The organism is Pseudomonas sp. McL0111, from assembly GCF_052567255.1.
The window spans coordinates 2,780,743-2,806,447 of the sequence record NZ_CP199585.1 but is presented as its reverse complement, the minus strand read 5'-3'; the positions used below and the strand labels follow the sequence as shown (position 1 = coordinate 2,806,447).

General features: G+C 58.9%; 19 protein-coding genes. 12 read left to right on the top strand and 7 right to left on the bottom strand.

Annotated elements, in window-relative coordinates; genetic code table 11:
* Nucleotides 1-85: 85 nt before the first annotated feature.
* A complete protein-coding gene (locus ACTWLJ_RS12875) occupies nucleotides 86-562 on the bottom strand; it encodes a CS1 type fimbrial major subunit (RefSeq protein WP_445181068.1) in 477 nt (158 codons plus the stop codon).
* A 515-nt stretch (nucleotides 563-1,077) separates the two neighbouring features.
* Here ACTWLJ_RS12875 and ACTWLJ_RS12870 point away from each other — a divergent pair.
* Together ACTWLJ_RS12870 and ACTWLJ_RS12865 are read left to right on the top strand one after the other, a co-directional pair.
* Entirely contained in the window at nucleotides 1,078-1,653 is a 576-nt protein-coding gene (locus ACTWLJ_RS12870) for a PadR family transcriptional regulator (protein ID WP_445181067.1), read from the top strand.
* Nucleotides 1,650-2,438, top strand: a complete 789-nt coding sequence (locus tag ACTWLJ_RS12865; protein WP_445181066.1) for a siderophore-interacting protein — start codon at nucleotides 1,650-1,652, stop codon at nucleotides 2,436-2,438. The genes ACTWLJ_RS12870 and ACTWLJ_RS12865 overlap by 4 nt, the downstream gene beginning before the upstream one ends.
* Nucleotides 2,439-2,622: 184 nt before the next feature.
* Here ACTWLJ_RS12865 and ACTWLJ_RS12860 read toward each other — a convergent pair whose 3' ends face one another.
* The gene (locus ACTWLJ_RS12860) at nucleotides 2,623-3,267 is read right to left on the bottom strand and encodes a Pr6Pr family membrane protein (protein WP_445181065.1); all 645 of its coding nucleotides are present in this window, start codon (nucleotides 3,265-3,267) and stop codon (nucleotides 2,623-2,625) included.
* Nucleotide 3,268: 1 nt separating this feature from the next.
* On the bottom strand, nucleotides 3,269-3,499 hold the full coding sequence (locus ACTWLJ_RS12855) for a VF530 family protein (RefSeq protein WP_016987543.1): 231 nt from the start codon (nucleotides 3,497-3,499) through the stop codon (nucleotides 3,269-3,271).
* 254 nt (nucleotides 3,500-3,753) lie between these two features.
* Between ACTWLJ_RS12855 and ACTWLJ_RS12850 the strand changes: the two genes are divergently transcribed.
* The 8 genes from ACTWLJ_RS12850 (at nucleotide 3,754) to cmoB (ending at nucleotide 14,793) form a co-directional block, all read left to right on the top strand.
* Nucleotides 3,754-5,115 (top strand): carbohydrate porin, encoded by a 1,362-nt coding sequence (locus ACTWLJ_RS12850; protein ID WP_445181064.1) that lies wholly within the window; start codon nucleotides 3,754-3,756, stop codon nucleotides 5,113-5,115.
* Between the two features lie 216 nt (nucleotides 5,116-5,331).
* Nucleotides 5,332-7,743 carry a glucose/quinate/shikimate family membrane-bound PQQ-dependent dehydrogenase gene (locus tag ACTWLJ_RS12845; RefSeq protein WP_445181063.1) on the top strand — a complete coding sequence of 804 codons (2,412 nt, stop codon included), beginning with the start codon at nucleotides 5,332-5,334 and terminating at the stop codon, nucleotides 7,741-7,743.
* 538 nt (nucleotides 7,744-8,281) lie between these two features.
* Nucleotides 8,282-8,647, top strand: a complete 366-nt coding sequence (locus ACTWLJ_RS12840) for a DUF6124 family protein (protein WP_445181062.1) — start codon at nucleotides 8,282-8,284, stop codon at nucleotides 8,645-8,647.
* Between the two features lie 675 nt (nucleotides 8,648-9,322).
* Nucleotides 9,323-11,740: an endopeptidase La gene (gene lon, locus ACTWLJ_RS12835; protein WP_401214927.1), complete on the top strand. Its 2,418-nt coding sequence runs from the start codon at nucleotides 9,323-9,325 to the stop codon at nucleotides 11,738-11,740.
* A 218-nt stretch (nucleotides 11,741-11,958) separates the two neighbouring features.
* A complete protein-coding gene (locus ACTWLJ_RS12830) occupies nucleotides 11,959-12,351 on the top strand; it encodes a protease inhibitor I42 family protein (protein WP_401214925.1) in 393 nt (130 codons plus the stop codon).
* 2 nt (nucleotides 12,352-12,353) lie between these two features.
* Nucleotides 12,354-12,989: a lysoplasmalogenase gene (locus tag ACTWLJ_RS12825; RefSeq protein WP_445181061.1), complete on the top strand. Its 636-nt coding sequence runs from the start codon at nucleotides 12,354-12,356 to the stop codon at nucleotides 12,987-12,989.
* 107 nt (nucleotides 12,990-13,096) lie between these two features.
* Nucleotides 13,097-13,840: a carboxy-S-adenosyl-L-methionine synthase CmoA gene (gene cmoA, locus ACTWLJ_RS12820; protein WP_445181060.1), complete on the top strand. Its 744-nt coding sequence runs from the start codon at nucleotides 13,097-13,099 to the stop codon at nucleotides 13,838-13,840.
* Complete coding sequence (gene cmoB, locus ACTWLJ_RS12815) at nucleotides 13,837-14,793, top strand: tRNA 5-methoxyuridine(34)/uridine 5-oxyacetic acid(34) synthase CmoB (protein ID WP_445181059.1); 957 nt, start codon at nucleotides 13,837-13,839, stop codon at nucleotides 14,791-14,793. The genes cmoA and cmoB overlap by 4 nt, the downstream gene beginning before the upstream one ends.
* Before the next feature lie 134 nt (nucleotides 14,794-14,927).
* Here the strand turns inward: cmoB and tadA are convergent, their stop codons facing one another.
* Together tadA and ACTWLJ_RS12805 are read right to left on the bottom strand one after the other, a co-directional pair.
* Nucleotides 14,928-15,425: a tRNA adenosine(34) deaminase TadA gene (gene tadA / locus ACTWLJ_RS12810; protein ID WP_401214910.1), complete on the bottom strand. Its 498-nt coding sequence runs from the start codon at nucleotides 15,423-15,425 to the stop codon at nucleotides 14,928-14,930.
* Complete coding sequence (locus ACTWLJ_RS12805) at nucleotides 15,425-16,801, bottom strand: multicopper oxidase family protein (protein ID WP_445181058.1); 1,377 nt, start codon at nucleotides 16,799-16,801, stop codon at nucleotides 15,425-15,427. Before ACTWLJ_RS12805 ends, tadA begins: the two co-directional genes overlap by 1 nt.
* A 218-nt stretch (nucleotides 16,802-17,019) precedes the next feature.
* Between ACTWLJ_RS12805 and ACTWLJ_RS12800 the strand changes: the two genes are divergently transcribed.
* On the top strand, nucleotides 17,020-20,028 hold the full coding sequence (locus ACTWLJ_RS12800) for a membrane-targeted effector domain-containing toxin (RefSeq protein WP_445181057.1): 3,009 nt from the start codon (nucleotides 17,020-17,022) through the stop codon (nucleotides 20,026-20,028).
* A gap of 252 nt (nucleotides 20,029-20,280) precedes the next feature.
* Complete coding sequence (locus ACTWLJ_RS12795; protein WP_445181056.1) at nucleotides 20,281-22,353, top strand: TerD family protein; 2,073 nt, start codon at nucleotides 20,281-20,283, stop codon at nucleotides 22,351-22,353.
* A 161-nt stretch (nucleotides 22,354-22,514) separates the two neighbouring features.
* Here the strand turns inward: ACTWLJ_RS12795 and guaA are convergent, their stop codons facing one another.
* Together guaA and guaB are read right to left on the bottom strand one after the other, a co-directional pair.
* Nucleotides 22,515-24,092 carry a glutamine-hydrolyzing GMP synthase gene (guaA, locus tag ACTWLJ_RS12790; protein ID WP_445181055.1) on the bottom strand — a complete coding sequence of 526 codons (1,578 nt, stop codon included), beginning with the start codon at nucleotides 24,090-24,092 and terminating at the stop codon, nucleotides 22,515-22,517.
* Nucleotides 24,093-24,191: 99 nt separating this feature from the next.
* Nucleotides 24,192-25,661, bottom strand: coding sequence for an IMP dehydrogenase (gene guaB, locus ACTWLJ_RS12785; RefSeq protein WP_445181054.1), 1,470 nt, complete (start codon nucleotides 25,659-25,661; stop codon nucleotides 24,192-24,194).
* Between the last annotated feature and the right edge of the window lie 44 nt (nucleotides 25,662-25,705).

The following is a 25,705-nucleotide window of genomic DNA, read 5'->3' as shown; positions in this document are numbered from 1 at the left end:
AAGTAAAAACCCGGCCGGACAACTTAAAAGTTACCGACCGGTTACGTTACTTGAACAAGTAAGCGTCAGCTGTCGCCTTGATGACTCAGACCGAAGGTTCTATGACCAGCATGACCACTCCGGTGTAGTCGCCAGCGGTCGGTTTAGCACCTGGCGCACTGATTTTGAGGGGCGCGCGGTAGCGCGTATCGGACTCGTCCTTACCGACCACTTCCTGGGAAACAGTGGTCAGCGTCTTGCCGTTAAGCTCGACTTTAAGATCGATGGTCTGGTTGCCGGAAATCAGTTTCGCAACACCTTCGAGACGAGCGTGTACCTTGCCAGCCGTGTGCAGCACGTCGAAATGACCGTTGACTTCGCGCATCGAGGCCGTCGCCGGGTTATAGCTCATGTCCTGGTCTTTGTTGACCAGGTCGGCATCGACCGGCACCGCATAAAAGTCATCGGCAGGAACATGTGCAACCAGGCTGATGGAGTGTTTGGCGTCGGTAGCAGCAAACGCCATGGAAGCGCTCAGGGCCAACACAGTCAGCGGGGCGGCAAAGGCGAGTTTCTTGAGCATCATTAAATACCTGTCTTAATAAATTAGTTGATTCATTGAAAGGTTCTGGCGAGCAAAACAGTCACGAGCAATTTGTACTCCCCGTTAACTAGCAACGCCGAACGATGATCAACCAATTCACTTTCAAAGTAAGCAGGCAACGTCCTGCGACCGTGTAGCCTGACGCCATTAGATGATAAAGAAAAAACCGCTAAAACTTGAAAAGTCACTGTGCAACTGTAAGAGCCAGGCTACAGCGCGCCAGCAAAGTGACTGAAGAAGCCATTAACTTGCAGCAACTTCCGTCAGACGCAGACCACACTACCCCAAGAATAAAGGCTGACACTATCCTTTAGAGAGTTAGCACTAATCTGCACCTTTGAAACGACACTTAATATTTCATTTTTCTGATCATTCGCGGGTTTTGTCAGCTTTCAATTCGATCATTCGAAGGGCGTGCCGCTGGTCAGAAGCGCTTGCACTCCCGCAAAGATATATCTTAAGTTGTATCTAAACACGACGAGAGAAGACGAAAAATGAGAGACCATCATTCCCCCCACCGCGAACACGGCGACAGTCGCGACGGCTTCGAGAAGCGCCCGGGTCGCGAACGCGGTGGCCGTGGCCCACGAGTATTTGCCCCGGGCGACCTGAAACTGCTGCTGCTGGCGTTGATCGCCGAGCAGCCCTGCCACGGTTACGACCTGATCCGCCAGATCGAAAGCATGTTCGACGGCGCCTACAGCCCAAGTCCCGGGGTGATCTACCCGACACTGACCTTTCTGGAAGAAAGCGACTTGATCTCGGGCGACGCCGACGGCGGTAAAAAACGCTACAGCATCACCGACGCCGGTCGCGTTGCGCTGAGCGAACAAGCCGTGGCGCTGGACGGTGTGCGCATGCGCATCGAGGTCAGCAAGCGCTCACTGCGCGGCCATGACCGTCCACCGGAAATTCATGAGGCGGTGCATAACCTGCGTCATGCCCTGCAAATGCACCACGGGCGCTGGAGCGCCGAAGAAATCCTGCGCGTGCGTGACCTGCTCAACGACACCGCGAAAGCCATCGTCGACGGCCCTGCCGTTCAAACTGCCCCGGAGAAAGCCGAATGACCGCAGTCGATACCCAAACCATTCACCGCGTGATGCACGAAATCAAACGTCGCAAACTTGAAGTGCTGCGCGTAGTCGACCTGACCCCACGCATGCGCCGCATCACCCTCGGCGGGCCGGAACTGGCCGGTTTCATCAGCCTCGGCACCGACGATCACGTCAAGCTGCTGTTCCCGCAAACCGCCGAACAAACCGCCGCGCTGGAAAACCTGGTGCTCGGCGCCGGCAAGTCCGAGCAACCGCTGCCGGAAATGCGCGACTACACCCCGCGTCGCTATGACCTCGACACACTGGAACTGGACATCGACTTCGTGCTGCACGGCGACGGCCCTGCCTCGACCTGGGCCGAACAGGCCAAACCGGGGCAATTCCTGCACATCGGCGGCCCGCGCGGCTCGATGATCGTCCCGGACATTTTCGACAGCTACCTGCTGATCGGTGATGAAACCGCCCTGCCCGCCATCGCCCGTCGCCTCGAAGGCCTGGCTGCCAATCGCAAGGCGCTGGTGGTGATCGAAGTGGAAAACGGCGCCGAACAGCAAGTGCTGGAAAGCGCTGCGCAGATCAACGTGATCTGGGTGCTGCGCGAGGGCGGCAAGGACAACCTGATGACCACCGTCAAACAATTGCAGGTGCCCAAGGGCAGCCTGTATGCGTGGGTAGCGACCGAGACCAAGGTTTCACGGCAGATCCGCCGGGTGCTGCTGGATGAGCACGGGCTGGATGAGCAGTTGGTCAAAGCGGTTGGCTACTGGCGGGCTGAGGGTACTCCCGAAGAGGATTGACAAAAACCACTGTGGCTCAGGATTACCTATTGTTGGTGATTACCTGTGGCGAGGGGATTTATCCCCGTTGGGGCGCGAAGCGCCCCTGAAACCTGCCACTGCGGATTACCTGACACAACTCATTGAATGTTTTGGGGCTGCTTCGCAGCCCAACGGGGATAAATCCCCTCGCCACAGTTCTCACTCAACGGTGCAGGTGCGCTCCTCGCCAGCGGTCGATTCCGATCACCAACAACCCAATCAGCACAAACCCCACCAATATCCCCCCGGCATTGATAAACACCTGTGGATAACCCAGCAGCGCGACATCAATGAACGGGTACGCATACGCGCCCAGCAAGTGCCCGCGCAGCAGTGCGTAGATGAAATACACCAGCGGATAAATCAGCCACAACGGCAAATGCCACAGACGCAACGTACCCTTCGGCACACAGCACCACCAATAACCGAGAAACAGCAGCGGCATCACATCGTGGAGCAATTCATCGGCGATGAACTGCCAGCCTTCCGGGTGCCACAGATGTCGCAACAGAATGCTGTACGCCAGCCCGACTACAGCAATGCTCACCGCAATTCCACCGCTCACCGATGGCCGCAAAAACCAGCGGCGCGCGCCGGATTCACGCGTGGTCACTGCACAGGTCAACACCGTCGCCACCAGCGTATTGGTCAGCACCGTGAAATAGCTGAAGAAACTCACCAGCCCGCCCAACAGACTGGCATCGACGCTCAATCGGGCGAAGAAAATCAGATACAGCTGAATGCTCAGCCCCGACCAGCCCAGCACGGCGAGCAACGTAATCAAGCGGCGCCGCGCAACGGCGTCCATCTCAGAGTGGTCGCTTGGTGCGCATCAGCTTCACGTACAAACGCTCGACCTTCTCCCGCGCCCACGGCGTCTTGCGCAAAAACGTCAGGCTCGATTTGATGCTTGGATCACTCTTGAAGCAACGGATATCAATGCGCTCGGCCAGGCCCGACCATTCGTAATGGGTCACCAGTGCGTTGAGAATCTGTTCGAGGGTGACGCCGTGCAGCGGATCGGGAGTTTGTTCGTTCATGCCAGGCCTTTGGGCGAAGTGAAAATGCAGAAGCCGCGCACCTTAGCCGAGGGGCTGACCGGGTGGAAGGGCTTGAGTTAAATGTAGGTGAAGCTGACTGTTACCGAATCCGAAATGATGCATGTTCATAAAAGGCCTTTGTCTTTTTGTAACAGATCATTATCCTGCCGCCCTTCTGCTGAATCGCTTCACTGCCTGCGACATATTGAAGCGCTCGAATCGCACCCCCGAAAACACCAAAAAAAGACTTATCCATGCCCGATTTTTCCTTCTCCCGAGACAGCGCTATCTCAACGCTGCGCACCCTCGGCGGCTGCACCGCCCTCGGCCTCGCCATCTGTGTTCAAGCGGCTCCCGCGTTCGACAGTGAATCACCGTACATGCTCGGTGACTGGAACGGCACGCGCACAGAACTCTCGGAAAAAGGCTACGACTTCAAGCTCGATTACACCGGCGAAATGGGTAGCAATCTGCACGGTGGTTACGACCACGACCGCACGGCACGCTATAGCGATCAGTTCGGGCTCGGCACCCATCTCGACCTGCAAAAGATCCTCGGCTGGGACGACGCCGAGTTTCAATTGACCATCACCAAGCGCAGCGGCAACAACATCAGCAACGACCGGATCAACGATCCGCGTGTTGGCGGCTTCACTTCGGCCCAGGAAGTCTGGGGTCGTGGCCAGACCACGCGCCTGACGCAGATGTGGTATCAGCAGAAATTCTTCGACCAGAAACTCGACATCAAGGTTGGCCGTTTCGGCGAAGGCGAAGACTTCAACACCTTCCCGTGCGACTTCCAGAACCTGGCGTTCTGCGGCTCGCAGGTCGGTAACTGGGTCGGCGGCATCTGGTACAACTGGCCGGTCAGCCAGTGGGCCATGCGCGTCAAATATCACCTGACGCCGGAGCTGTACGCACAGGTCGGCGCCTATGAGCAGAACCCGTCCAATCTGGATCGCGGCAACGGCTTCAAACTCAGCGGCAGCGGCACTCAGGGCGCGATTCTGCCGGTAGAGCTGGTGTGGACGCCGAAATTCAACGGTTTGCCGGGCGAATACCGCGCCGGTTACTACTACAGCAACGCCAAGGCCAGCGACGTCTATAAGGACAGCAACGGCCAACCGGCAGCCCTCAGCGGCGAAGCCTATCGCAGTGCGTCGAGCAAACACGGGGTGTGGCTCGGTGTGCAGCAGCAGATCACCAGCATGGCCAGCGACAACTCGCGTGGCCTGAGCGTGTTTGCCAACGGCACGATGCACGACAAGAAAACCAACGCCATCGACAACTACGTGCAGGCCGGCATCACCTATAAAGGCCCGTTCGCGGCCCGCGCCAAGGACGACATCGGTTTCGCCCTGGCCCGCGTCCACGTCAATCCGGCCTTCCGCAAAAACGCCGAGGCGAGCAATCAGGCACACGCCGTCTATGACTACGACGACCCATCGTTCCTGCCGCCGCAAGACACTGAATACAGCGCCGAACTCTATTACGGCGTGCACGTCACCAACTGGCTGACCGTGCGCCCGAACCTGCAATACATCCGCCATCCCGGTGGCGTGAACAACGTCGATGACGCGCTGATCGGCGGCATCAAGATCCAGTCGTCGTTCTAAAGAACCACTGAGACCCAATGTGGGAGCGAGCTTGCTCGCGAAGAGGCATGACAGCCAACATCGTTGTTGTCTGAACCACCGCTTTCGCGAGCAAGCTCGCTCCCACAGGAAAATTCGTTAGCTAGACAAGTTTTTAACTGAACCATGCCCACGCCAAATCGTCATCTACAGTGATTACAGCGCGGGACTACTTGAAACGTCACGGAGAACCACACTATGAGCACCGAAAGTGCTTCGAGTCGAAGCCGTCTGCTACCGAGTCTGCTCGGCATTCTGCTTCTGCTGATGGGCCTGGCCATGCTGGCCGGGGGAGTCAAGCTGAGCATGCTCGGCGGCTCGCTGTACTACCTGCTGGCCGGTATCGGCATCGCCCTGACCGGCATTCTGTTACTGCTGCGCCGTCGCGCCGCGCTGGGCCTGTATGCCATCGTGCTGTTCGCCAGCACCGTTTGGGCGCTGTGGGAAGTCGGTCTGGACTGGTGGCAACTGGTGCCACGTCTGGCTTTGTGGTTCGTCCTCGGCATCGTGATGTTGCTGCCGTGGTTCCGCCGTCCATTGCTGCTCACCGGCCCAGCGCCGATGGGTTCGGCAGGTTTGAGCATTGCCGTGGTTCTGGCCGGCCTTACCGCTTTGGCCAGCCTGTTCACCCACCCGGGCGAAATCCTTGGCGAACTGGGCCGCGACACCGCGGACATGACCAGCACCGCGCCGCAGATGCCTGATGGCGACTGGCAGGCCTATGGCCGCACCGAATTCGGTGACCGCTATTCCCCGCTGAAGCAAATCACCCCGGCCAACGTCGGCAAGCTGCAAGAAGCCTGGCGCATCCAGACCGGCGACCTGCCGACTGCCGATGACCCGGTCGAACTGACCAACGAAAACACCCCGCTGAAAGCCAACGGCATGATCTATGCCTGCACCGCCCACAGCAAGGTTTTGGCGCTGGACCCGGACACCGGCAAAGAACTGTGGCGCTTCGACCCGCAGATCAAGAGCCCGGTCGGCTTCAAGGGCTTCGCCCACATGACTTGCCGTGGCGTGTCGTACTACGACGAAGCCGCTTACGCCAAGTCTGAGAACGCCGCCTCCGCGGTCATCTCCGAAGCTGGCAAAGCCGTCGCTCAGGCTTGCCCGCGTCGTCTGTACCTGCCAACCGCCGATGCGCGCCTGATCGCTCTGAATGCCGACACCGGCAAGATCTGCGAAGGCTTCGGCAAAAACGGTGTGGTTGACCTGACCCAAGGCATCGGCCCGTTCACCGCCGGTGGCTACTACTCCACTTCGCCTGCCGCGATTACCCGTGATCTGGTGATCATGGGCGGTCACGTCACCGACAACGAATCGACCAACGAGCCATCGGGCGTGATCCGCGCTTTCGACGTGCGCGACGGTCACCTGGTGTGGAACTGGGACAGCGACAAACCGGACGCCACCGAGCCATTGGCCCCGGGCGAAATCTACAGCCGCAACTCGGCGAACATGTGGTCGCTGGCCAGTGTCGACGAAAAACTCGGCATGGTGTTCCTGCCACTGGGCAACCAGACCCCAGACCAGTGGGGCGCTGACCGCACCCCGGGCGCCGAGAAATACAGCGCCGGCATCGTCGCGCTGGACCTGGCCACCGGTAAAGTGCGCTGGAACTACCAGTTCACCCACCACGACCTGTGGGACATGGACGTTGGCAGCCAGCCAACCCTGCTCGACATGAAAACCGCCGACGGCGTGAAACCTGCGCTGATCGCCCCGACCAAACAGGGCAGCCTGTACGTCCTCGACCGTCGCGACGGCACGCCGATCATCCCGATCAAGGAAATCCCGGTACCGCAAGGCGCCGTGAAAGGCGACCACACCGCACCGACCCAGGCCCGTTCGGACCTCAACCTGCTGGCGCCGGAACTGACCGAAAAAGCCATGTGGGGCGCCAGCCCATTCGACCAGATGCTGTGCCGCATCCAGTTCAAGGAACTGCGCTACGAAGGCCAATACACGCCTCCGTCGGAACAGGGCAGCCTGATCTATCCGGGTAACGTCGGCGTGTTCAACTGGGGCGGCGTTTCGGTCGATCCGGTTCGCCAGATGCTGTTCACCAGCCCGAACTACATGGCGTTCGTCTCCAAGATGATCCCGCGTGCAGAAGTGGCGGCCGACAGCAAACGCGAAAGCGAAACGGCTGGCATCCAGCCAAACACTGGCGCGCCATACGCCGTGACCATGCACCCGTTCATGTCGCCACTCGGCGTACCGTGCCAGGCTCCGGCCTGGGGCTACGTTGCCGGTATCGACCTGACCACTGGCAAAGTCGTGTGGAAACGCAAAAACGGCACCAGCCGCGACAGCTCGCCAATCCCGATCGGCTTCACCTTGGGCGTGCCTAGCATGGGCGGCTCGATGGTAACTGCCGGCGGCGTCGGCTTCCTCAGCGGCACCCTCGACCAGTACCTGCGCGCATACGACGTCAACTCCGGTAAAGAGTTGTGGAAATCGCGTCTGCCAGCAGGCGGTCAAGCAACCCCGATGACCTACACCGGCAAGGACGGCAAGCAATACGTCCTGTTGGTTGTGGGTGGTCACGGTTCGCTGGGCACCAAAATGGGTGACTACGTGATTGCGTACAAACTGTCCGAATAAGCTTCAACGGCGGTAAATGAAAGGCGATGTCTCGTGAGAGGCATCGCCTTTTTTGTGCACATCATTTTTGACTCCGCCGAAAACAACCTGTGGGAGCTAGCCTGCTAGCGATTGCGGCCTGACATTCAACATCTGTGTTTACTGCAAGGGCCCCATCGCTAGCAGGCTAGCTCCCACAAGTTGAAAAGTGTTGATCTGTGGGAAATGTGCTCGTCCTACATATGCTGATGATTGCGCGGAGATTTCCGACAAGTCGCGTCGGTTGTGCCTCGGAAGTCGGGTGGATAGGCTCTGGTGGTCGCTGCAAATTCAGCGACTGGGCGTCGCGGCCCATGTAGTCCATTCGATTTGATGCATAATCGCCGACCCAAACCGAGCACTTTGGTGCTGTTGTTTGATTTGATGGTGGCTGTGCGCGGGATACCTTCGGGTATGCCGGGTTTTCGAATGGCTTGGTCCGCGAACCCGTGTACAGCTGCCTCCCCCCATCGCGTCGCGGCGATCAGTGGCAGCTCCATCTCTCATTCGGAGTTAGATCATGATAAAGCCAACACCAAATCCGCCCGAAGCGGACAGCACCTCCCCCTACGAATCCCTCGATTCCAACAAACTCCACGAAGCCGCCGAACGCGCCCTCGACCACTACCTCTGCCCTGGCCACAAAGACCTGCCATTGCGCAAACCGAGCACCATGTTCGTCGTCGCCCCGCAGATGGACAACGAAACCCTGCTGGCCCACGCCTGCGAATCCCTGGCCTCGGCCAGCGTCATGACCAGCGACATCGCCGCATATGTAGACCCTCCGCAACGCCACACCATCCTGGCCATTCAGCAAATCATCATGCTGGCTGAACTGGCGGTGAATCGGGTGCTCGATAACGTAGAAGTAACAGCCAAAAACTGACGACCACCAAAAACTGTAGGAGCTGCGGCACGCTCCGATCTTTTGATCTTCATTAGCCACACCAAAGATCAAAAGATCGCAGCGTGCCGCAGCTCCTACAGAAGTTGAGAACATCTGACAGAGCATGGTCGGCTGTCAGGCCGCCTTCGCGAGCAAGCTCACTCCCACATAAGAACAAAAGCCAAAAAACTGCTCTTCACCACTCTCAGGATGAGCGTTAGCTCGGCTGCAGCTCTTGATCTTGACCCACAGGCCGCTTCGGCAGGCTGAGTGGAGGGATTGATCCGGGGGTGGGAGCGCAGCGACCGTTTGGCGCAGCCAAACACATCGAGAGGAGGTGCAGCGCAGCAAACCGTAGGCGATGCCCCCCCGGAACAATCCCGGAGCGAAGGAACCCCGAGCCCCAGCGAGCGGGCCGAACGTTGCGGCAAGCGTTTTTGGTTACTTTTTAGGCGTTTGTAAAAAGTGACCCGCCGTAAGGGCGGAACCCCGAGAAGCCGTTACCGCAGCAACGGATATACACCCAAAACCCCAAGAGACTGGTCGGCCCAGAGGCCGCCAAGTCCAAAGAAACCCTGTCAAAACCCTGAACACACAACCAGAAACATCCACCCCCATTGAAACCACCCAAGCCCTGCCCCATCTAACACCCATACCCCATTGCGCAGGTGCCCCATGAGCGACCAGCAAGAATTCCCGGACAACCCCGACGACTACAGCGAAACCGACCACATCGAACACCACCCCACCGGCAAAGGCCTCGCCCTGCCCGGCCAGAACCTGCCGGACAAGGTCTACATCATCCCGATCCACAACCGCCCGTTCTTCCCGGCCCAAGTGCTGCCGGTCATCGTCAATGAAGAACCGTGGGCCGAAACCCTCGACCTGGTGAGCAAATCCGAACACCACTCCCTGGCCCTGTTCTTCATGGACTCGCCCCAGGAAGACCCGCGCCACTTCAACACCAAAGCACTGCCGGAGTACGGCACGCTGGTCAAGGTGCACCACGCCAGCCGCGAAAACGGCAAACTGCAATTCGTCGCCCAGGGCCTGAGCCGCGTCCGTATCAAGACCTGGCTCAAACACCATCGCCCACCGTATCTGGTGGAAGTCGAATACCCGCACCAGCCGACCGAGCCGACCGACGAGGTCAAGGCCTACGGCATGGCGCTGATCAACGCGATCAAAGAACTGCTGCCGCTCAACCCGCTGTACAGCGAAGAGCTGAAAAACTACCTCAACCGCTTCAGCCCCAACGATCCGTCGCCACTGACCGACTTCGCCGCAGCCCTGACCTCTGCCACCGGCCCCGAGCTGCAAGAAGTGCTCGACTGCGTGCCCATGCTCAAACGCATGGAAAAAGTCCTGCCGATGTTGCGCAAGGAAGTCGAAGTCGCGCGTTTGCAAAAAGAGATTTCCGCCGAAGTTAACCGCAAGATCGGTGAGCATCAGCGCGAGTTCTTCCTCAAGGAACAACTCAAAGTCATCCAGCAGGAACTCGGTCTGACCAAGGACGACCGCAGCGCCGACCTCGAACAGTTCGAACAGCGCCTCGAAGGCAAAGTCCTGCCGGCGCAGGTGCAGAAACGCCTCGAAGAGGAAATGAACAAGCTGTCGATCCTCGAAACCGGCTCGCCGGAGTACGCGGTCACCCGCAACTACCTCGACTGGGCGACCTCGGTGCCATGGGGCGTGTACGGCGACGACAAACTCGACCTGAAACACGCGCGCAAAGTCCTCGACAAGCATCACGCCGGTCTCGACGACATCAAGGACCGCATCCTCGAATTCCTCGCCGTCGGTGCCTATAAAGGCGAGATCAGCGGCTCTATCGTGTTGCTGGTCGGCCCGCCGGGCGTGGGTAAAACCAGCGTCGGTAAATCCATCGCCGAATCCCTCGGCCGGCCGTTCTATCGCTTCAGCCTTGGCGGTATGCGCGATGAGGCCGAGATCAAGGGCCACCGCCGCACCTACATCGGTGCGCAGCCGGGCAAACTGGTGCAGGCGCTGAAAGACGTCGAAGTGATGAACCCGGTGATCATGCTCGACGAGATCGACAAGATGGGTCAGAGCTATCAGGGCGATCCGGCCTCGGCGCTGCTGGAAACTCTCGACCCGGAACAGAACGTCGAATTCCTCGACCACTATCTCGATCTGCGGATGGACCTGTCGAAAGTCCTGTTCGTCTGCACCGCCAACACTCTGGATTCGATCCCCGGCCCATTGCTGGACCGGATGGAAGTGATTCGCCTGTCGGGCTACATCACCGAAGAAAAAGTCGCCATCGCCAAGCGTCACCTGTGGCCGAAGCTGCTGGAAAAGGCCGGCGTGTCAAAAGGCAGCCTGAGCATCAGCGACAGCGCGCTCAAGACCCTGATCGACGGCTATGCCCGTGAAGCCGGCGTGCGCCAGTTGGAAAAACAGATGGGTAAACTGGTGCGCAAAGCAGTGATGAAGCTGATCGACGATCCGAAAGCGGTGATCAAGATCGGCCCGAAAGACCTCGAAGCGTCGCTCGGTCATCCGGTATTCCGCAACGAACAAGTGCTGTCCGGCACCGGCGTCATCACCGGCCTGGCCTGGACCAGCATGGGCGGCGCGACTTTGCCGATCGAAGCGACGCGGATTCACACGCTCAATCGCGGTTTCAAACTCACCGGGCAACTGGGTGATGTGATGAAAGAGTCGGCAGAGATCGCCTACAGCTACGTTAGCTCGCACCTGAAACAGTTTGGCGGCGACGCCAAATTCTTCGACGAAGCCTTTGTCCACCTGCACGTCCCGGAAGGCGCTACCCCGAAAGACGGCCCGAGCGCGGGCGTGACCATGGCCAGCGCCCTGCTCTCACTCGCCCGCAATCAAGCGCCGAAAAAAGGCGTGGCAATGACCGGCGAACTGACGCTGACCGGGCATGTGCTGCCGATTGGCGGCGTGCGTGAAAAAGTGATTGCAGCGCGGCGGCAGAAGATTTTCGAATTGATTTTGCCGGAGCCGAACCGTGGCAACTTCGAGGAACTGCCGGACTATCTGAAGGAAGGCATTACCGTGCACTTCGCCAAGAAGTTTGCGGATGTGGCGAAGGTGCTCTTCTGACAACTGTGTAGTGCCTGCTGTACCGCAATCGCTAGCAGGCTAGCTCCCACAGGGTTTTGGTGTGACCACAATATTTGTGGGCACCACCGGCCAATGTGGGAGCTGGCCTGCCAGCGATGGCGTAAGCGCTGACAATACTGGACTCCCTGACTGTCACACTTTGTCTCATCTTCAGTTATGCTCGCCGTTCGTCGTGAACGCCCGGAGCCGCTGACCTTATGTCCCCCACTCGCCTGTTTGTCCCCCTCGCCCTCTCCTTGCTGGCCGCTTGTGCCACGCAACCGAAACAGAACGTGACCGTGGAAAAACAAAGCGAATGCCCCGTGCGGCTGACCACTGGGCAAAACCTCATTGTGATGCTGCCAAGCAACCCGACCACGGGTTATCGCTGGGCCATTCAGGATTCGGCCGGCGGTGTGCTGCACGCGCTCAGCCCCGAGGTTTACAGCAGCCCGAAAGATTCAGGCATGGTCGGGGCCGGTGGTTTTTCCACCTGGCGCTTCCAGGCGTTCGCTCCCGGTACCGGTCGCTTGCGCCTGACTTCGCAGCAGCCATGGGAGCCGGAAGTGACGCCAGCGGAAACCTTTGACTGCGCGATTTCGGTGAACTGATCGTGGGCTGGCTGATTCTGGCGCTGATGGGTGCGGTGACGTTTCTTTACGGCCTGAGCACACACGCAGCGCTGCTCTGCCTGCTGGTCAAACCGTTGCCGGTGCTGGCCCTGCTCGGCTGGCTGCATGACGCGCCACCGAGCGAGTATCGCCGCTGGATCAGCCTCGGTCTGATTTTCTCCTTACTCGGTGATGTGCTACTGGCGTGGCCGGGCGATCTGTTCGTGTTCGGCCTCGGCGCGTTTCTTGTGGCGCATCTGGCGTACCTCAAGGCTTACCTCAGCGATTGCAAACGCCTGGCCGTGTTGCCTCTGGTGCTGGCGCTCGGGGTAGGCGCGGTACTGCTGGGGATTCTGATTTCCAACGGCTTGGGCCCATTGCTGATCCCGGTGATTGTTTACGGCTTGGCCATCAGCGCGATGCTCTGGCGTGCGCTGGCCCGGCTCGGCAGCGGCGTGCCGCAGCGTTCGGCATGGCTGGCGGCGGCGGGTGCAGTGGCGTTTGTGTTCTCCGACAGCGTGATCGGTATCAACCGTTTTGTTTCGCCGTTTTCCGCCGCGCCGTACATCATCATCCTCAGCTACTGGCTCGGGCAATGGGGCATCACCGCCTCCGCGTTCTCCCAGAAACAACCCTGAACCGTGTGGTGAGGGGATTTATCCCCTCGCCACGTCGGACAACCCAAGCATCCCCGCGCCACTTTGGCTAAAATGCCGGACTTTCCATCTACACCGCCGGTACCGTCGTGAGCAAAGAACCCGATCGCATTTTCGCCCAGCCTTTGGCCCAGGTGCCTGACTTCGCCTTTAACGAAGACGTGGTGCGGGTGTTCCCGGACATGATCAAGCGCTCGGTGCCGGGTTACCCGACCATTGTCGAAAACCTCGGCGTGCTCGCTGCTCAGTTCGCTCAGCCGAATAGCGTGCTCTACGACCTCGGTGCCTCACTCGGTGCGGTGACCCAGGCACTGCGCCGTCATGTGCGCACCGACGGTTGCCGCGTTATCGCTGTGGATAACTCGGCGGCGATGGTCGAACGCTGCCGTGAATACCTCAATGGTCAGGATTCGATGTTCCAGGAGTTGTTGCCGGTCGAAGTGATCGAAGGCGATATTCTGGCTCTCGACTTCAAACCGGCCTCGGTGGTGGCGCTGAACTTCACCCTGCAATTTATCGCCCCGGATCAGCGCACTGCGTTGCTCTCGCGTATTCGCCAATCGCTGCTGCCGGGCGGCGCGCTGATTCTGTCCGAGAAGCTGCGCTTCAACGATGCTGAAGAGCACGAGCTGCTCACCGATCTGCATGTCGCGTTCAAGCGCGCCAACGGCTACAGCGAACTGGAAATCGCCCAGAAGCGCAGCGCCATCGAAAACGTCATGAAGCCCGACAGCCTCGAAGAACACCGCGAACGCCTGTTGGCCGCCGGGTTCTCGAAAGTCGTGCCGTGGTTCCAGTGTCTTAACTTTGCCTCGTTGATTGCCTTGCCATGATTGATCTGTCCCCCCTCGCCCGCCGTCTGGCCGGCACCCCGCTGGCCGAATGGGCCAACACCCTGCAAGCCCAGCTCGACAAGAAAATGGAGAAGGGCCACGGCGATCTGGAGCGCTGGCAGAGTGCGCTCGACGCGTTGCCGAAGATTCAGCCGAGCGAAGTCGATTTGCTCAACGGCCTGAAACTCGACACCGATTGCGACGATGAAACCCGTGCACAAATGCGCACCGCGCTGATGGGCCTTTCGCCGTGGCGCAAAGGCCCGTTCGACCTGTTCGGCGTGCACGTCGACACAGAGTGGCGCTCGGACTGGAAGTGGTCGCGGGTTGCGCCGCATCTGGATCTGAAAGGCAAACGCATCCTTGATGTCGGTTGCGGTAACGGCTATTACATGTGGCGCATGCTTGGCGCCGGTGCTAACAGCGTGATCGGCGTTGATCCGAACTGGCTGTTCTTCTGCCAGTTCCAAGCTGTGCAGCGTTACCTGTCCGAGCCGAATGCCTGGCATCTGCCGTTCCCGTTCGAAGATCTGCCGCCGAATCTCGAAGGCTTCGACACGGTGTTTTCGATGGGCGTGTTCTACCATCGCCGCTCGCCAATCGAGCATTTGCTGGCGCTGAAAGATTGCCTGGTCAAGGGCGGTGAACTGGTGCTGGAAACGCTGGTGATCGAAGGCGATCAGCAACAGGTTTTAGTACCGGAAGATCGTTACGCGCAGATGCGCAACGTGTGGTTCCTGCCGTCAGTGCCGGCGCTGGAGTTGTGGCTGCGCCGAGCCGGATTCACCGATGTGCGCTGCGTTGACGTGAGCACTACGACAGTCGAAGAACAGCGCGGCACCGAGTGGATGAAGTATCAGTCGCTGAGCGACTTCCTCGACCCTGAAGATCACAGCAAAACCATCGAAGGCCTGCCGGCACCGATGCGTGCGGTGATCGTCGCTCGTAAATAACCGGATCTCACAAACACTGCAAAAACCTGTGGGAGCTGGCTTGCCAGCGAAAGCGTCAGCACATCAAACATTGATGTCGACTGAATCATCGCTATCGCTGGCAAGCCAGCTCCCACAGGGTTTGCTGTTGTTATCTAGATTGTTGGTTTTGCGCGCCGCGCTCTGAAAAACTCGGTCAACACCGCCCCGCACTCCTCAGCCAACACCCCGCCTTCATACAACACCCGGTGATTCAAAAAGCCCTGGGTAAAAAACTGCCCCTGACTCTGCACAATCCCGGCCTTGGGTTCCAACGCGCCATAAACAACCCGAGCAACTCGCGAATGTACGATCAGCCCGGCGCACATGCTGCACGGTTCAAGCGTCACATAGAGCGTGCTGCCCGGTAGTCGATAATTGCTCAGTGCTTGCGCCGCAGCGCGGATCGCGACCATCTCCGCATGGGCGCTCGGATCGCTGCCGGTGATCGGGCAGTTGAAGCCGCGACCGATGATCTCACCGTCCTGCACCAGCACCGCACCCACCGGCACTTCGCCAAGCGCTGCACCTTGTGCTGCAAGGGTCAGCGCTTCACGCATGAAGTGTTGATCTCGGCTGCGGTCGATGATCGCCGCCGGGCGAATCTGGCGCATCACTTCACCTCGATGGCGGCCATCAGGCCGGTTTCCATGTGGTCGATCACATGGCAATGGAACATCCATACCCCCGGGTTATCCGCCACCAGCGCCACTTGCGCACGCTCGTTCTTGCCCAGCAGATAAGTGTCGGTGAAGTACGGAATGATCTTGTGCCGATTCGACGCAATCACCTTGAAGCTCATGCCGTGCAGATGGATCGGATGCTGGTACTGAGTCATGTTCTTCAGTTCGAAAATATAGCTCTGACCCAACTTCAAACTGGCAATCGGCCGGTCGGCGCAGGTCTTGTCGGTGATATCCCAGGCCTTGCCGTTGATCTGCCACAGGCTCGGCGGTTTACCGTTATCGATATTCACCGACACCGAACCGACCCATTCGAAATTGAAGTTGAGTTTTTCGGCATTCGCCAGATCCGGCTCGGCCACCGGGTTGGCCGGCAGGGCTTTCGGCCAGTCTGTCGGCGCGTCGGTATTGGTCACGGAACGCAGCGTGCCCAGACGCACCGGGCCGTTGCGCAGCGATAATTCTTCACCCGCCGCCGGTGCTTTGATCGCCAGGCAAATGCGCATGCCCGGGCCCAACCAGTATTCCTTGCCCAGCGGCCGTGGCTCGACCGGGTTGCCGTCCAGCGCGTAGATCTGCGCTTCGACGCCTGGGATATTGATGCGATAGGTCAGCGTGTTGTCGAGGTTGAGCAAACGCACCCGAGTGATCTGCCCGGCCGGCAATTCGATGACCGGCGAAGGCACGCCATTAATGGTCGACAGACGCCCCGCCGTACCACCGCGCGCGGCTTCACGCGGGATGCTGAATTCGACGAAATTGCCTTCATCATCGATGTGCCAGTTCTTCAGGCTCAGGGTCTTTTCGTACTTGAAACCGGTAGGCTCGCGCTCTTCGATGATCAACGGCCCGACCAGCCCGCGCCCGAGTTCTTCGCTGCTGCTGACGTGCGGGTGATACCAGTAGCTGCCGGCGTCCGGCACGCGGAACTTGTAATCGAAGTATTCACCCGGCAGCACCGGCAATTGCGAGACGTAAGGCACGCCGTCCATTTCCAGTGGCAGGCGAATGCCGTGCCAGTGAATGGTGGTCGCCACCGGCAAGTGGTTGATGAAGCGCACCCGCAGCCACTCCCCCTGACGCACGCGCAACTCGGTGCCAGGCGCTGACGGTCCGAACGCCCAGGCTTCGGTCTTGTGCCCCGGCACCAGCTCGACGTCCAGTGGAGCGGCGATCAGTTCGTAGTCATGCCCAGCCTCGGCATCCGCCATCTTGCCCAGCCAGTAACGCGACGCGCCACCCGCGCCGAAACCAACGACAACAAGACCGGCCAGGCCACCGAGGATTTGGCGACGGGTAAAGGACATGAACTCAACTACCTCACGTTTCAGCGGCGGACCAAGGCCCGCAAAAGGCGAATACGATACACCTGCAATTGCGAAACAGTAAGGGCGGAGCGGCGGATGGCCGCAGTCTGGCTCGCGTGATACAGCATTTCACCCTGCGCCGTGCCATAACTATGTAGTGCACCCTTGGTGAAAAAACCGGCCAATCTACCTGCCCGTTTCTCAAGGATTGAGAGTGCATGAATTCGCTACGCCCACTGCCCAATGACGCTGACAAGACCGCGCTCAAGGCAATCGCTTCTACTGTCATCCAGACCTGCCCGAGCCTGCAGGATGCAGCTCGGCAGGTCGCCAATGATCTGCTGAATAAATACCGCATAACCGGTCTCGATCCGGATCAGGTCTATTTCCATCGTTTCGACGCCTCGCAAAGCAGCTCGAAGGCCTTCACAGGATGGGAGCACGTGCATGCCACTCCGACGTCCAGCATGACCCTGACACAACTTGTCACCCATCGCTTTCGCGTTGCCGACCAGGACAACGCCGATCTGCTTGATGTATACGCCGGCTTCTACACGGTGGGTCCCAACGCCCGCAGGTTCGACGAGAGCAACGAAGTGCGCCTGCATGGCAGCGATGTACTCAAAGACTTCTGGAGCAGCGATTTCAGCTCGCTGTACAACGAGCAACTGACGACATTCTGGGACAGCAGTGGTGATGATTTCCGCACCCTTGCCAAGTGCAATTTCCTGATCAAAGCCGTGCAGGCCCGGGACAAGCATCAGTTGAGCGATGAGGATTTTCAGCTCGTCAGCAACGCCGTCATCGGAGCGATCGACTGGCCGGTCAACCTGAAACTGTTACAAGCCTCGCACCCATGCACGTCGATTGTCCGCACGCTGGACATCGCTGGTTACGTGGCAATCAACGTTTTGCGATTTGTCACACCCGAAGGGCGCCAGATCATTTATCTGCCCGGTGAGGACAACGCATTTCAGGTACTGGACACCGCCACGGACATGCACTTCTGGGTTTTGCAGCGAATGAACAAGGGGCCAGCCCGGACCGAATTTCTGGCCCATTTTTCCTTGGCTGACCGACAACAGATCAGCGAAAACCTGACTGACCTGATGAATCGCCTGGTCGCATCGTGGGGTCGCTACGATCACTCCATGATCAATCAGCAAGATAGACCGATCAGCGGTGACGCCTTCACCTGGTTGAGCGAATCGACCAAGGCTGCGATGTTCGCGGAGGCTGCGCTGTCATTGACGTCCAACGGTGAGTTACGCAAGAAACTCTGGATTGGCTACATCAGCGCCGGGGTGAAAGTGTTCGGCCCGATGGCGGTGATCGGCTGGCCCATTGCGCTGCCGGTGATCGGTGCGAGCATTGCCGGCATGGGTTTGAACATTGATCAGGCCGTCAATGGCACAACTGCCGAAGCGCGCAAGGCCGGGATCATCGGCGCGGTACTCAACGGTATCGACATGCTGTTCAATCTGCTGGTCCTCAAGGGTCCGGGAACACTGCCGGAGATCGGTCCCGAAGTCGATGCCGCCGAAGCGGTCGAGATGGCCGAAGTGATAGAGGCCAACCGGGTAAAAAGCCCCGCTCCAACGGCCGAACAGACGCAGCCAGAACAGAACATGAAGGGTGAGGAATCGCCGCCAGTCATCACACGATTAATCGAAGCCGTGCCCCCAATTGAAGAAGTTGTGCATCCGGAAATACCCCACAACTGGCAGGCAAACGAGCTGCTGGAGGGCTTGGCCCCGGTTAATGAACCTGGAAAATTGCAGGGCATCTACCTGCTGGACTCGAACCCGGCCACCGCCATCATGCTCGACGACACCGCCTACTACGTGCGTTATGAATCGGACATCAACGGCGCTGGCAACTGGGCCGTCATCGACCCCGAACGTCCCGACAGCTTCAGCCATTCAATTCCCGTGCGCCTTAACATCGATGGCGAATGGGAAACCATGCCACGCGGCGGACTCAAGGGCGGTGGTAAACCTGCCGTGTCGGCACGCGTGGTTGCATTGCCCGCGTCCGATTACGATGTACCGGCTCAACTGAAATCCGACCTGAAAGAAAGCGCCGCCGGGGTCAACGATGATGCCTTGCGCGATGTCTACGACAGCCTCAATGAATTCGACGCTCATCGGGATTTCAAGCTGATCAGAAAACGCCTCTACCACGACGCGGTGAAATTTTTTGCCACGCTGCAATTGCCCGGCCGCCCTCCCGTTCCGGCTCTGGCAGCGGATGCAAGCGCTGAAGAAATCATCGATAAAATTCTCGAACATGCGCGCGGTCTGGTCATCGGCGAGAGTCATTCGAGCATCGGCAGTAAACAGTGGTTGATCGAAAACATGGGATTGCTGGCGGGCAAACAGGTGAAGACCCTGTACATGGAACATCTGCTGACCGATTTCCATCAGGCCGCACTGGACAGTTTTTTCCAGACCGGCGTCATGCCCCAAGAGCTTGAGACATATCTCAACGCGCTCGATCAAGGAAACATGACCGATCCGTTGGGACGCTACACCTTTCTGGAATTGGTCAAAGAAGCAAGAAAACAGGGCATCCACATACAAGCCATCGACTGCATGGCGAGCTACCGCCTCAGTGGCATGGACATCATTTCCGGGCAGGCACGTGCTGTTGATGAGGTCGCACGGCAAAAAATGATGAACTACTTTGCCCGGTCGGTCATCCGCGCCGACCAAGCGGCAAGGGGCGCGCACAAGTGGGTGGCGTTGATGGGCAACTCCCATTCCAACACCTTTGAAGGCGTCGCCGGAGTCAGCGAACTGGAAGAAGCCATCGGCATTCGTGTCGAGGATGTCGCCGAAGGCAACTCCCTTGGCATCAAGGTCGATCCGGGGGAAATCCTGCCTTTGGGCCGCACCGCACTGGATCGTTCCGCGCTGGTCAGAGGTGATCTGCTCCTGCAAATGGAAACGCCCTGGACAGCACACACCATGGCCGAATTCGAAACCTTGCTGCCTCGATACGGCATGTACTCGCTGAAGCAACAACCCTCGATGCTGTTTCTGGTTCATCGCAGCCGCAACAAGGATCTGGTGCGAACCATTATCGAGAACGATGGAAGCCGTTACTTCATCGAACGGCCGAACTGGCCTTCGGTGAGTGGCAAACGCTACGGCAGCATCAAAGCACTGCTGCAAGGACTCGACGACATGGGACTGAGCATGGCCGGCTGGTCGAAACCGCTGTAATGCCGGGGGAGCCCAACGTGCGGTATTCTGCTGAAGTAGCTTGTTACCGTTGAGATAAGCCATAACCTGACAAACACGGAAAGCTTCCCGTAGAATTCTTCCGTGGCTATGGAACACCTTCCTTCTAAACCTCCTATGACCTAGGGGTTTCGCTCTCCACACCCCCGCCTGCTTTTTGCAGGCGTTTTTATTTCGGCTGTAGAAACGATACTGCAGCTCGTCCAAGACGGCGACCAAGGGAGAAAATCAAGCATGAATCAGGAGCTGTTCCTGCGTCGCCGCAGCAAAGTTCACGTCCCGATGGGCACTGGCGGTGCCACGCTCGCTCAGGTCGCGTCGGCTGTCCGGGAAGTCGCTGCGTTCCGATGCGTACTATCAGAGCCTCTGATTGAGCGAATCGGCATGTTATCGACGGCAGAACTCAAGCACTGGCTGCGCGACATTATCGGAGTGCTTCGGCGGCAGACTGGCGCTCACGTGCACTACCGGCCGTTTTATCCTGACTTTCCAGAGCAAGTTCTGACGGCATCAGAGGCGGAGTTATACCTTAACGCCGTCATTCACTACCTCACGCTTTGGCGGTTGCCACCGACAGAGCATTCCCGACCTGCGATGCTTGAAGGCAACTTCATATCGCGTGTTATCGAACCGGGAAGCGTCTCTGAATTCGAGTCACTGCTCGAGCCGCTGGTTTCATCGCGTACTTCGCTCTCCGAAGAGGAGGCTGTCGATGTCGCCTGGTTTGTCCGAGAGTACAAAAGCGATGTGTTCCGTCTGCTGCCTGAGGCCATCCCGTTCCGCGAGATCCGTGCACAGCTTGGCGGCGCACTTATCCTGCGTGTAGCCAGCGATGCACGGGTGAACGCATTTCTGGAGCGAAACGTCGAAACGGCGACTGACGTGCTACGACTGGCGGTCGCGCTGAATGGAGGTGATGTGTCACTGGCGACAGCTTCGACACGTTTCACCGCGATGAAACGCTCGATACGCCGTCTGCTGTTGTGCCTGCTCGACCACATACCCAACGCTATAGAAGACGTGATGCGACATGCTGAGCGCTGGAAACGCCTGGCTGAAGTACTGCATCCGGGCGACTATGCAGATAAGTACCCCCGAGCTCTAGCCGCCATCACGGCAGCGCGTCGCAACGAACCGACGGGCTCATTTGGTTCACGTGTCGAAACATTGTTTGCCCAGCGTGACATCGCCAAGCTTACGTCCGTACTAGAGAGTCGCCCTGGCGAGTTCGCACGACGGTTGGACGCGACCCTGCGCCGCGCGACGGAACCAGAGTCGGTCCTTGATGCGTTCGAAGCAGTTGCAACACAAGTGTCCTCGCCTGTCCTGCTGCAATTGCTGGCTCAGTTACGTGCCCCGCGCCCCCTGCCCCTGCGGGCCTTCACACCGAAAGGTGCGTTCGCCAAAGTCTATGGCATCAAGGATCAACGCGAACCTCTTACACCCGAAGTGTTGGCGCGTGCGGCCCGTATCTGTGAGAACTCTCTCGTAAAGCGTTTTGCGTCACTGCCGCCGTTAGGCCGCTGTTTCATCGATCCGGCATTACGCGAATATCGTGTGCCACTGGCGCAGCGTGCCGCATCGAAGTCGCTACGTACACTGGTGCGAGGCAGTCAGTTGCCGATGCCTGACACACGTTTCATTCGCCTGTTTCTGTGGTGGAAGAATGGTAGTGGACGCACGGACATTGACTTGTCTGCCGCATTTTTCGACGCCAACTTCGTATTCAAGGAAACGGTCGCGTACTACAACCTGCAGGGTTACGGCGGCTACCACAGCGGCGACATCGTCGACGCGCCCGACGGAGCTTCGGAGTTCATCGACCTCGACCTTGATGTCCTCGTCAAGAAGGGTATCCGTTACGTCGTCACGTCTATCAACTCATACACCGAGCAGCCGTACTGCGATCTTCCAGAATGCTTCGCTGGCTGGATGGCCCGCGCCGACGCAGCATCAGGTGAAGTATTCGAGCCACGATCCGTGTTCGACCGCATTGATATCGCATCCGACACAAGTATCTGTCTACCATTCGTGATGGACTTGCAGGAGCGACGCGTGATCTGGGCCGATCTGGGGCTGACTTCAGCCCCGCGCTGGAACAACGTCCAGAACAACCTCAGCGGGATATCGTTGATGCTGCGGGCTTTGGTGCATACACCGCGGCCGGACCTGGAGACTCTGTTCGATTTACATGTACGCGCACGGGGGGAACGAGTGGCTTCGCCGCAGCAGGCAGACACTGTGTTTTCGCCTGATCAAGGGATAACACCGTTCGATACGGATGTGATTCGATCACAGTTCCTCTAATAACTACGCCAGCCTCTTCCGCTCATTGAAACGGCAGCTTTTGCTTCGTAACTTTCCACCCAAAAAAAATGCCAGTCAGAATAACTGACTGGCATTTTCTAAATCCCTTCCTGCGCTCCTGCGAATCTAGCGCTGCACTCTAATCAGTGCCGGACGCAGGATCACTCCCACTCAATCGTCGCAGGCGGCTTGCTCGACACGTCGTAAGTAACGCGCGAAATTCCTTCGATTTCATTGATGATGCGGCCGGAAACAGTTTCCAGCAGTTCGTAAGGCAGGTGAGCCCAACGCGCGGTCATGAAGTCGATGGTTTCTACGGCACGCAGGGCTACGACCCAGGCGTAACGACGGCCATCGCCTACCACGCCAACCGATTTCACTGGCTGGAACACCACGAAGGCCTGGCTGACTTTGTGGTACCAGTCGGCTTTGCGCAGTTCTTCGATGAAGATGTGGTCGGCACGACGCAGCAGGTCGGCGTATTCCTTCTTCACTTCACCGAGGATGCGCACGCCCAGGCCCGGGCCCGGGAACGGGTGACGGTAGACCATGTCGTACGGCAGGCCCAGTTCCAGACCCAGACGACGGACTTCGTCCTTGAACAGTTCGCGCAGTGGCTCGACCAGTTTCAGGTTCATCTCTTCCGGCAGGCCGCCCACGTTGTGGTGCGACTTAATCACGTGAGCCTTGCCGCTTTTCGCGCCAGCCGACTCGATCACGTCCGGGTAGATGGTGCCCTGAGCGAGGTACTTGATGTTGTCCAGTTTGTTGGACTGGGCATCGAATACGTCGATGAAGGTACGACCGATGATCTTGCGCTTCTTCTCTGGATCGCTTTCGCCAGCCAGGTTGTTCAGGAACTGATCTTCGGCGTTGGCGCGGATCACCTTGACGCCCATGTTCTCGGCGAACATGGCCATCACTTGCTCGCCTTCGTGCAGACGCAGCAGACCGTTGTCGACGAAGACGCAAGTCAGTTGGTCGCCGATGGCCTTGTGCAGCAGCGCGGCAACTACCGAGGAGTCAACGCCGCCGGACAAGCCGAGCAGAACGTTGTCGGTGCCGACCTGGGCGCGGATGTTGGCAATCGCGTCTTCAGCGATCTTCGACGGTGTCCACAGTGCTTCGCAACCGCAGATGTCGAGGATGAAGCGCGAGAGGATGCGGCCGCCTTGCTTGGTGTGGGTCACTTCCGGGTGGAACTGCACGCCGTAGTAGCCGAGATTGTCGTTGAACATACCGGCAATCGGGCAGCTCGGGGTGCTGGCCAGGATGTGGAAGTCTTCCGGCATTTTGGTGACCTTGTCACCGTGGCTCATCCATACGTCGAGGCCGAACAGGCCGTCAGCGTCGATGTGGTCTTCGATGCCGTCGAGCAGGCGGCTCTTGCCGACTACATCAACACGGGCGTAACCGAACTCACGCAGCTCGGAACCTTCGACCTTGCCACCCAGCTGTTCAGCCATGGTCTGCATGCCGTAGCAGATACCGAAGACCGGCACGCCCAGGTCAAACACGGCTTGCGGGCAGCGCGGGCTGTCGGCGACGTGCACGGACTCGGGACCGCCGGCGAGGATGACGCCTTTTGGCGCGAATTCGCGAATCGCTTCGTCATCCATGTCGAACGGGTGCAGTTCGCAATACACGCCGATCTCACGCACGCGGCGGGCGATCAGTTGGGTGTACTGGGAACCGAAGTCGAGGATCAGGATGCGGTGAGCGTGAATGTCGAGGGCCATGATTCAGTCTCGTCTAAGTAATTCAGAAACAGTCTTGATTCAGAAACAACTCGGGGCTGAATAAAACAGCCCCGGTTGCTAAACAGTTTGCTTGAAGCCTCAACCTACGCGGTAGTTTGGCGCTTCCTTGGTGATCTGCACGTCGTGAACGTGGGATTCGGCCATACCGGCGCCGGTGATCCGCACGAACTCAGGCTTGGTACGCATTTCTTCGATGTCGGCGCTGCCGGTGTAGCCCATCGAGGAACGCAGGCCGCCCATCAGTTGATGGATGATCGCGCTCAGGGTGCCTTTGTAAGGAACACGGCCTTCGATGCCTTCCGGAACGAGTTTCTCGGCGCCTGCCGAGGAGTCCTGGAAGTAACGGTCGGAAGAGCCTTGAGCCTGGGACATGGCGCCCAGCGAGCCCATGCCGCGATAAGCCTTGTACGAACGACCCTGGAACAGTTCGATCTCGCCCGGCGCTTCTTCAGTACCGGCGAACATCGAGCCCATCATCACGCAGGACGCACCGGCCACGATGGCCTTGGACAGGTCACCGGAGAAACGGATGCCGCCGTCGGCGATCAACGGAACGCCAGTGCCTTCAAGGGCAGCGGCAACGTTGGCGATGGCACTGATTTGCGGAACGCCGACACCGGCGACGATGCGCGTGGTGCAGATCGAGCCAGGGCCGATACCGACCTTGACTGCGTCAGCGCCTGCTTCGGCCAGAGCCTTGGCAGCGGCGCCGGTGGCGATGTTGCCGCCGATCACCTGCACATCAGGGAAATTCTGTTTGACCCAGCGAACGCGGTCGATCACGCCTTTGGAGTGACCGTGTGCGGTGTCGACCACCACCACGTCCACACCGGCATTGACCAGAGCGGCAACGCGGTCACCGGTGTCTTTACCGGTACCGACTGCAGCGCCAACGCGCAGACGACCTTGATCGTCCTTGCTGGCCAGCGGGTAAGCCTTGGCTTTTTCGATGTCGTTGACGGTCATCATGCCTTTGAGGGCGAATTTGTCGTCGACGATCAGCACGCGCTCGATGCGGTGCTTGTGCAGCAGTTCACGGGCTTCGTTCTTGCTGGCGCCTTCCTTGATCGTGACCAGACGCTCTTTCGGCGTCATGACTTCACGGACAGTGGCGTCCAGACGGTTTTCGAAGCGTACGTCACGGGAAGTGACGATGCCGACCAGGTCGCCATCGTGCAGCACCGGAACGCCGGAAATGTTGTGCATGCGGGTCAGTTCGAACAGATCACGCACGGTAGCATCGGCTTCGATGGTGATCGGATCCTTGACAACACCGGCTTCGAACTTCTTGACCTTGCGCACTTCGGCAGCTTGCTGCTCGATGGTCATGTTCTTGTGGATAATGCCGATGCCACCTTCCTGAGCCATGGCAATTGCCAGACGGGCTTCAGTCACGGTGTCCATGGCGGCAGAAACCAGAGGAATGTTCAGCTCGATGCCACGGGTAAGGCGGGTTTTCAGACTGACTTCGTTAGGAAGCACCTCGGAATAACCGGGCACTAGGAGAATGTCGTCGAAGGTCAAAGCTTCTTGGCTGATACGCAGCATCGCGGGGGCTCCCGAGCGGGAAAATGGAAGCGCGCCATTATAGT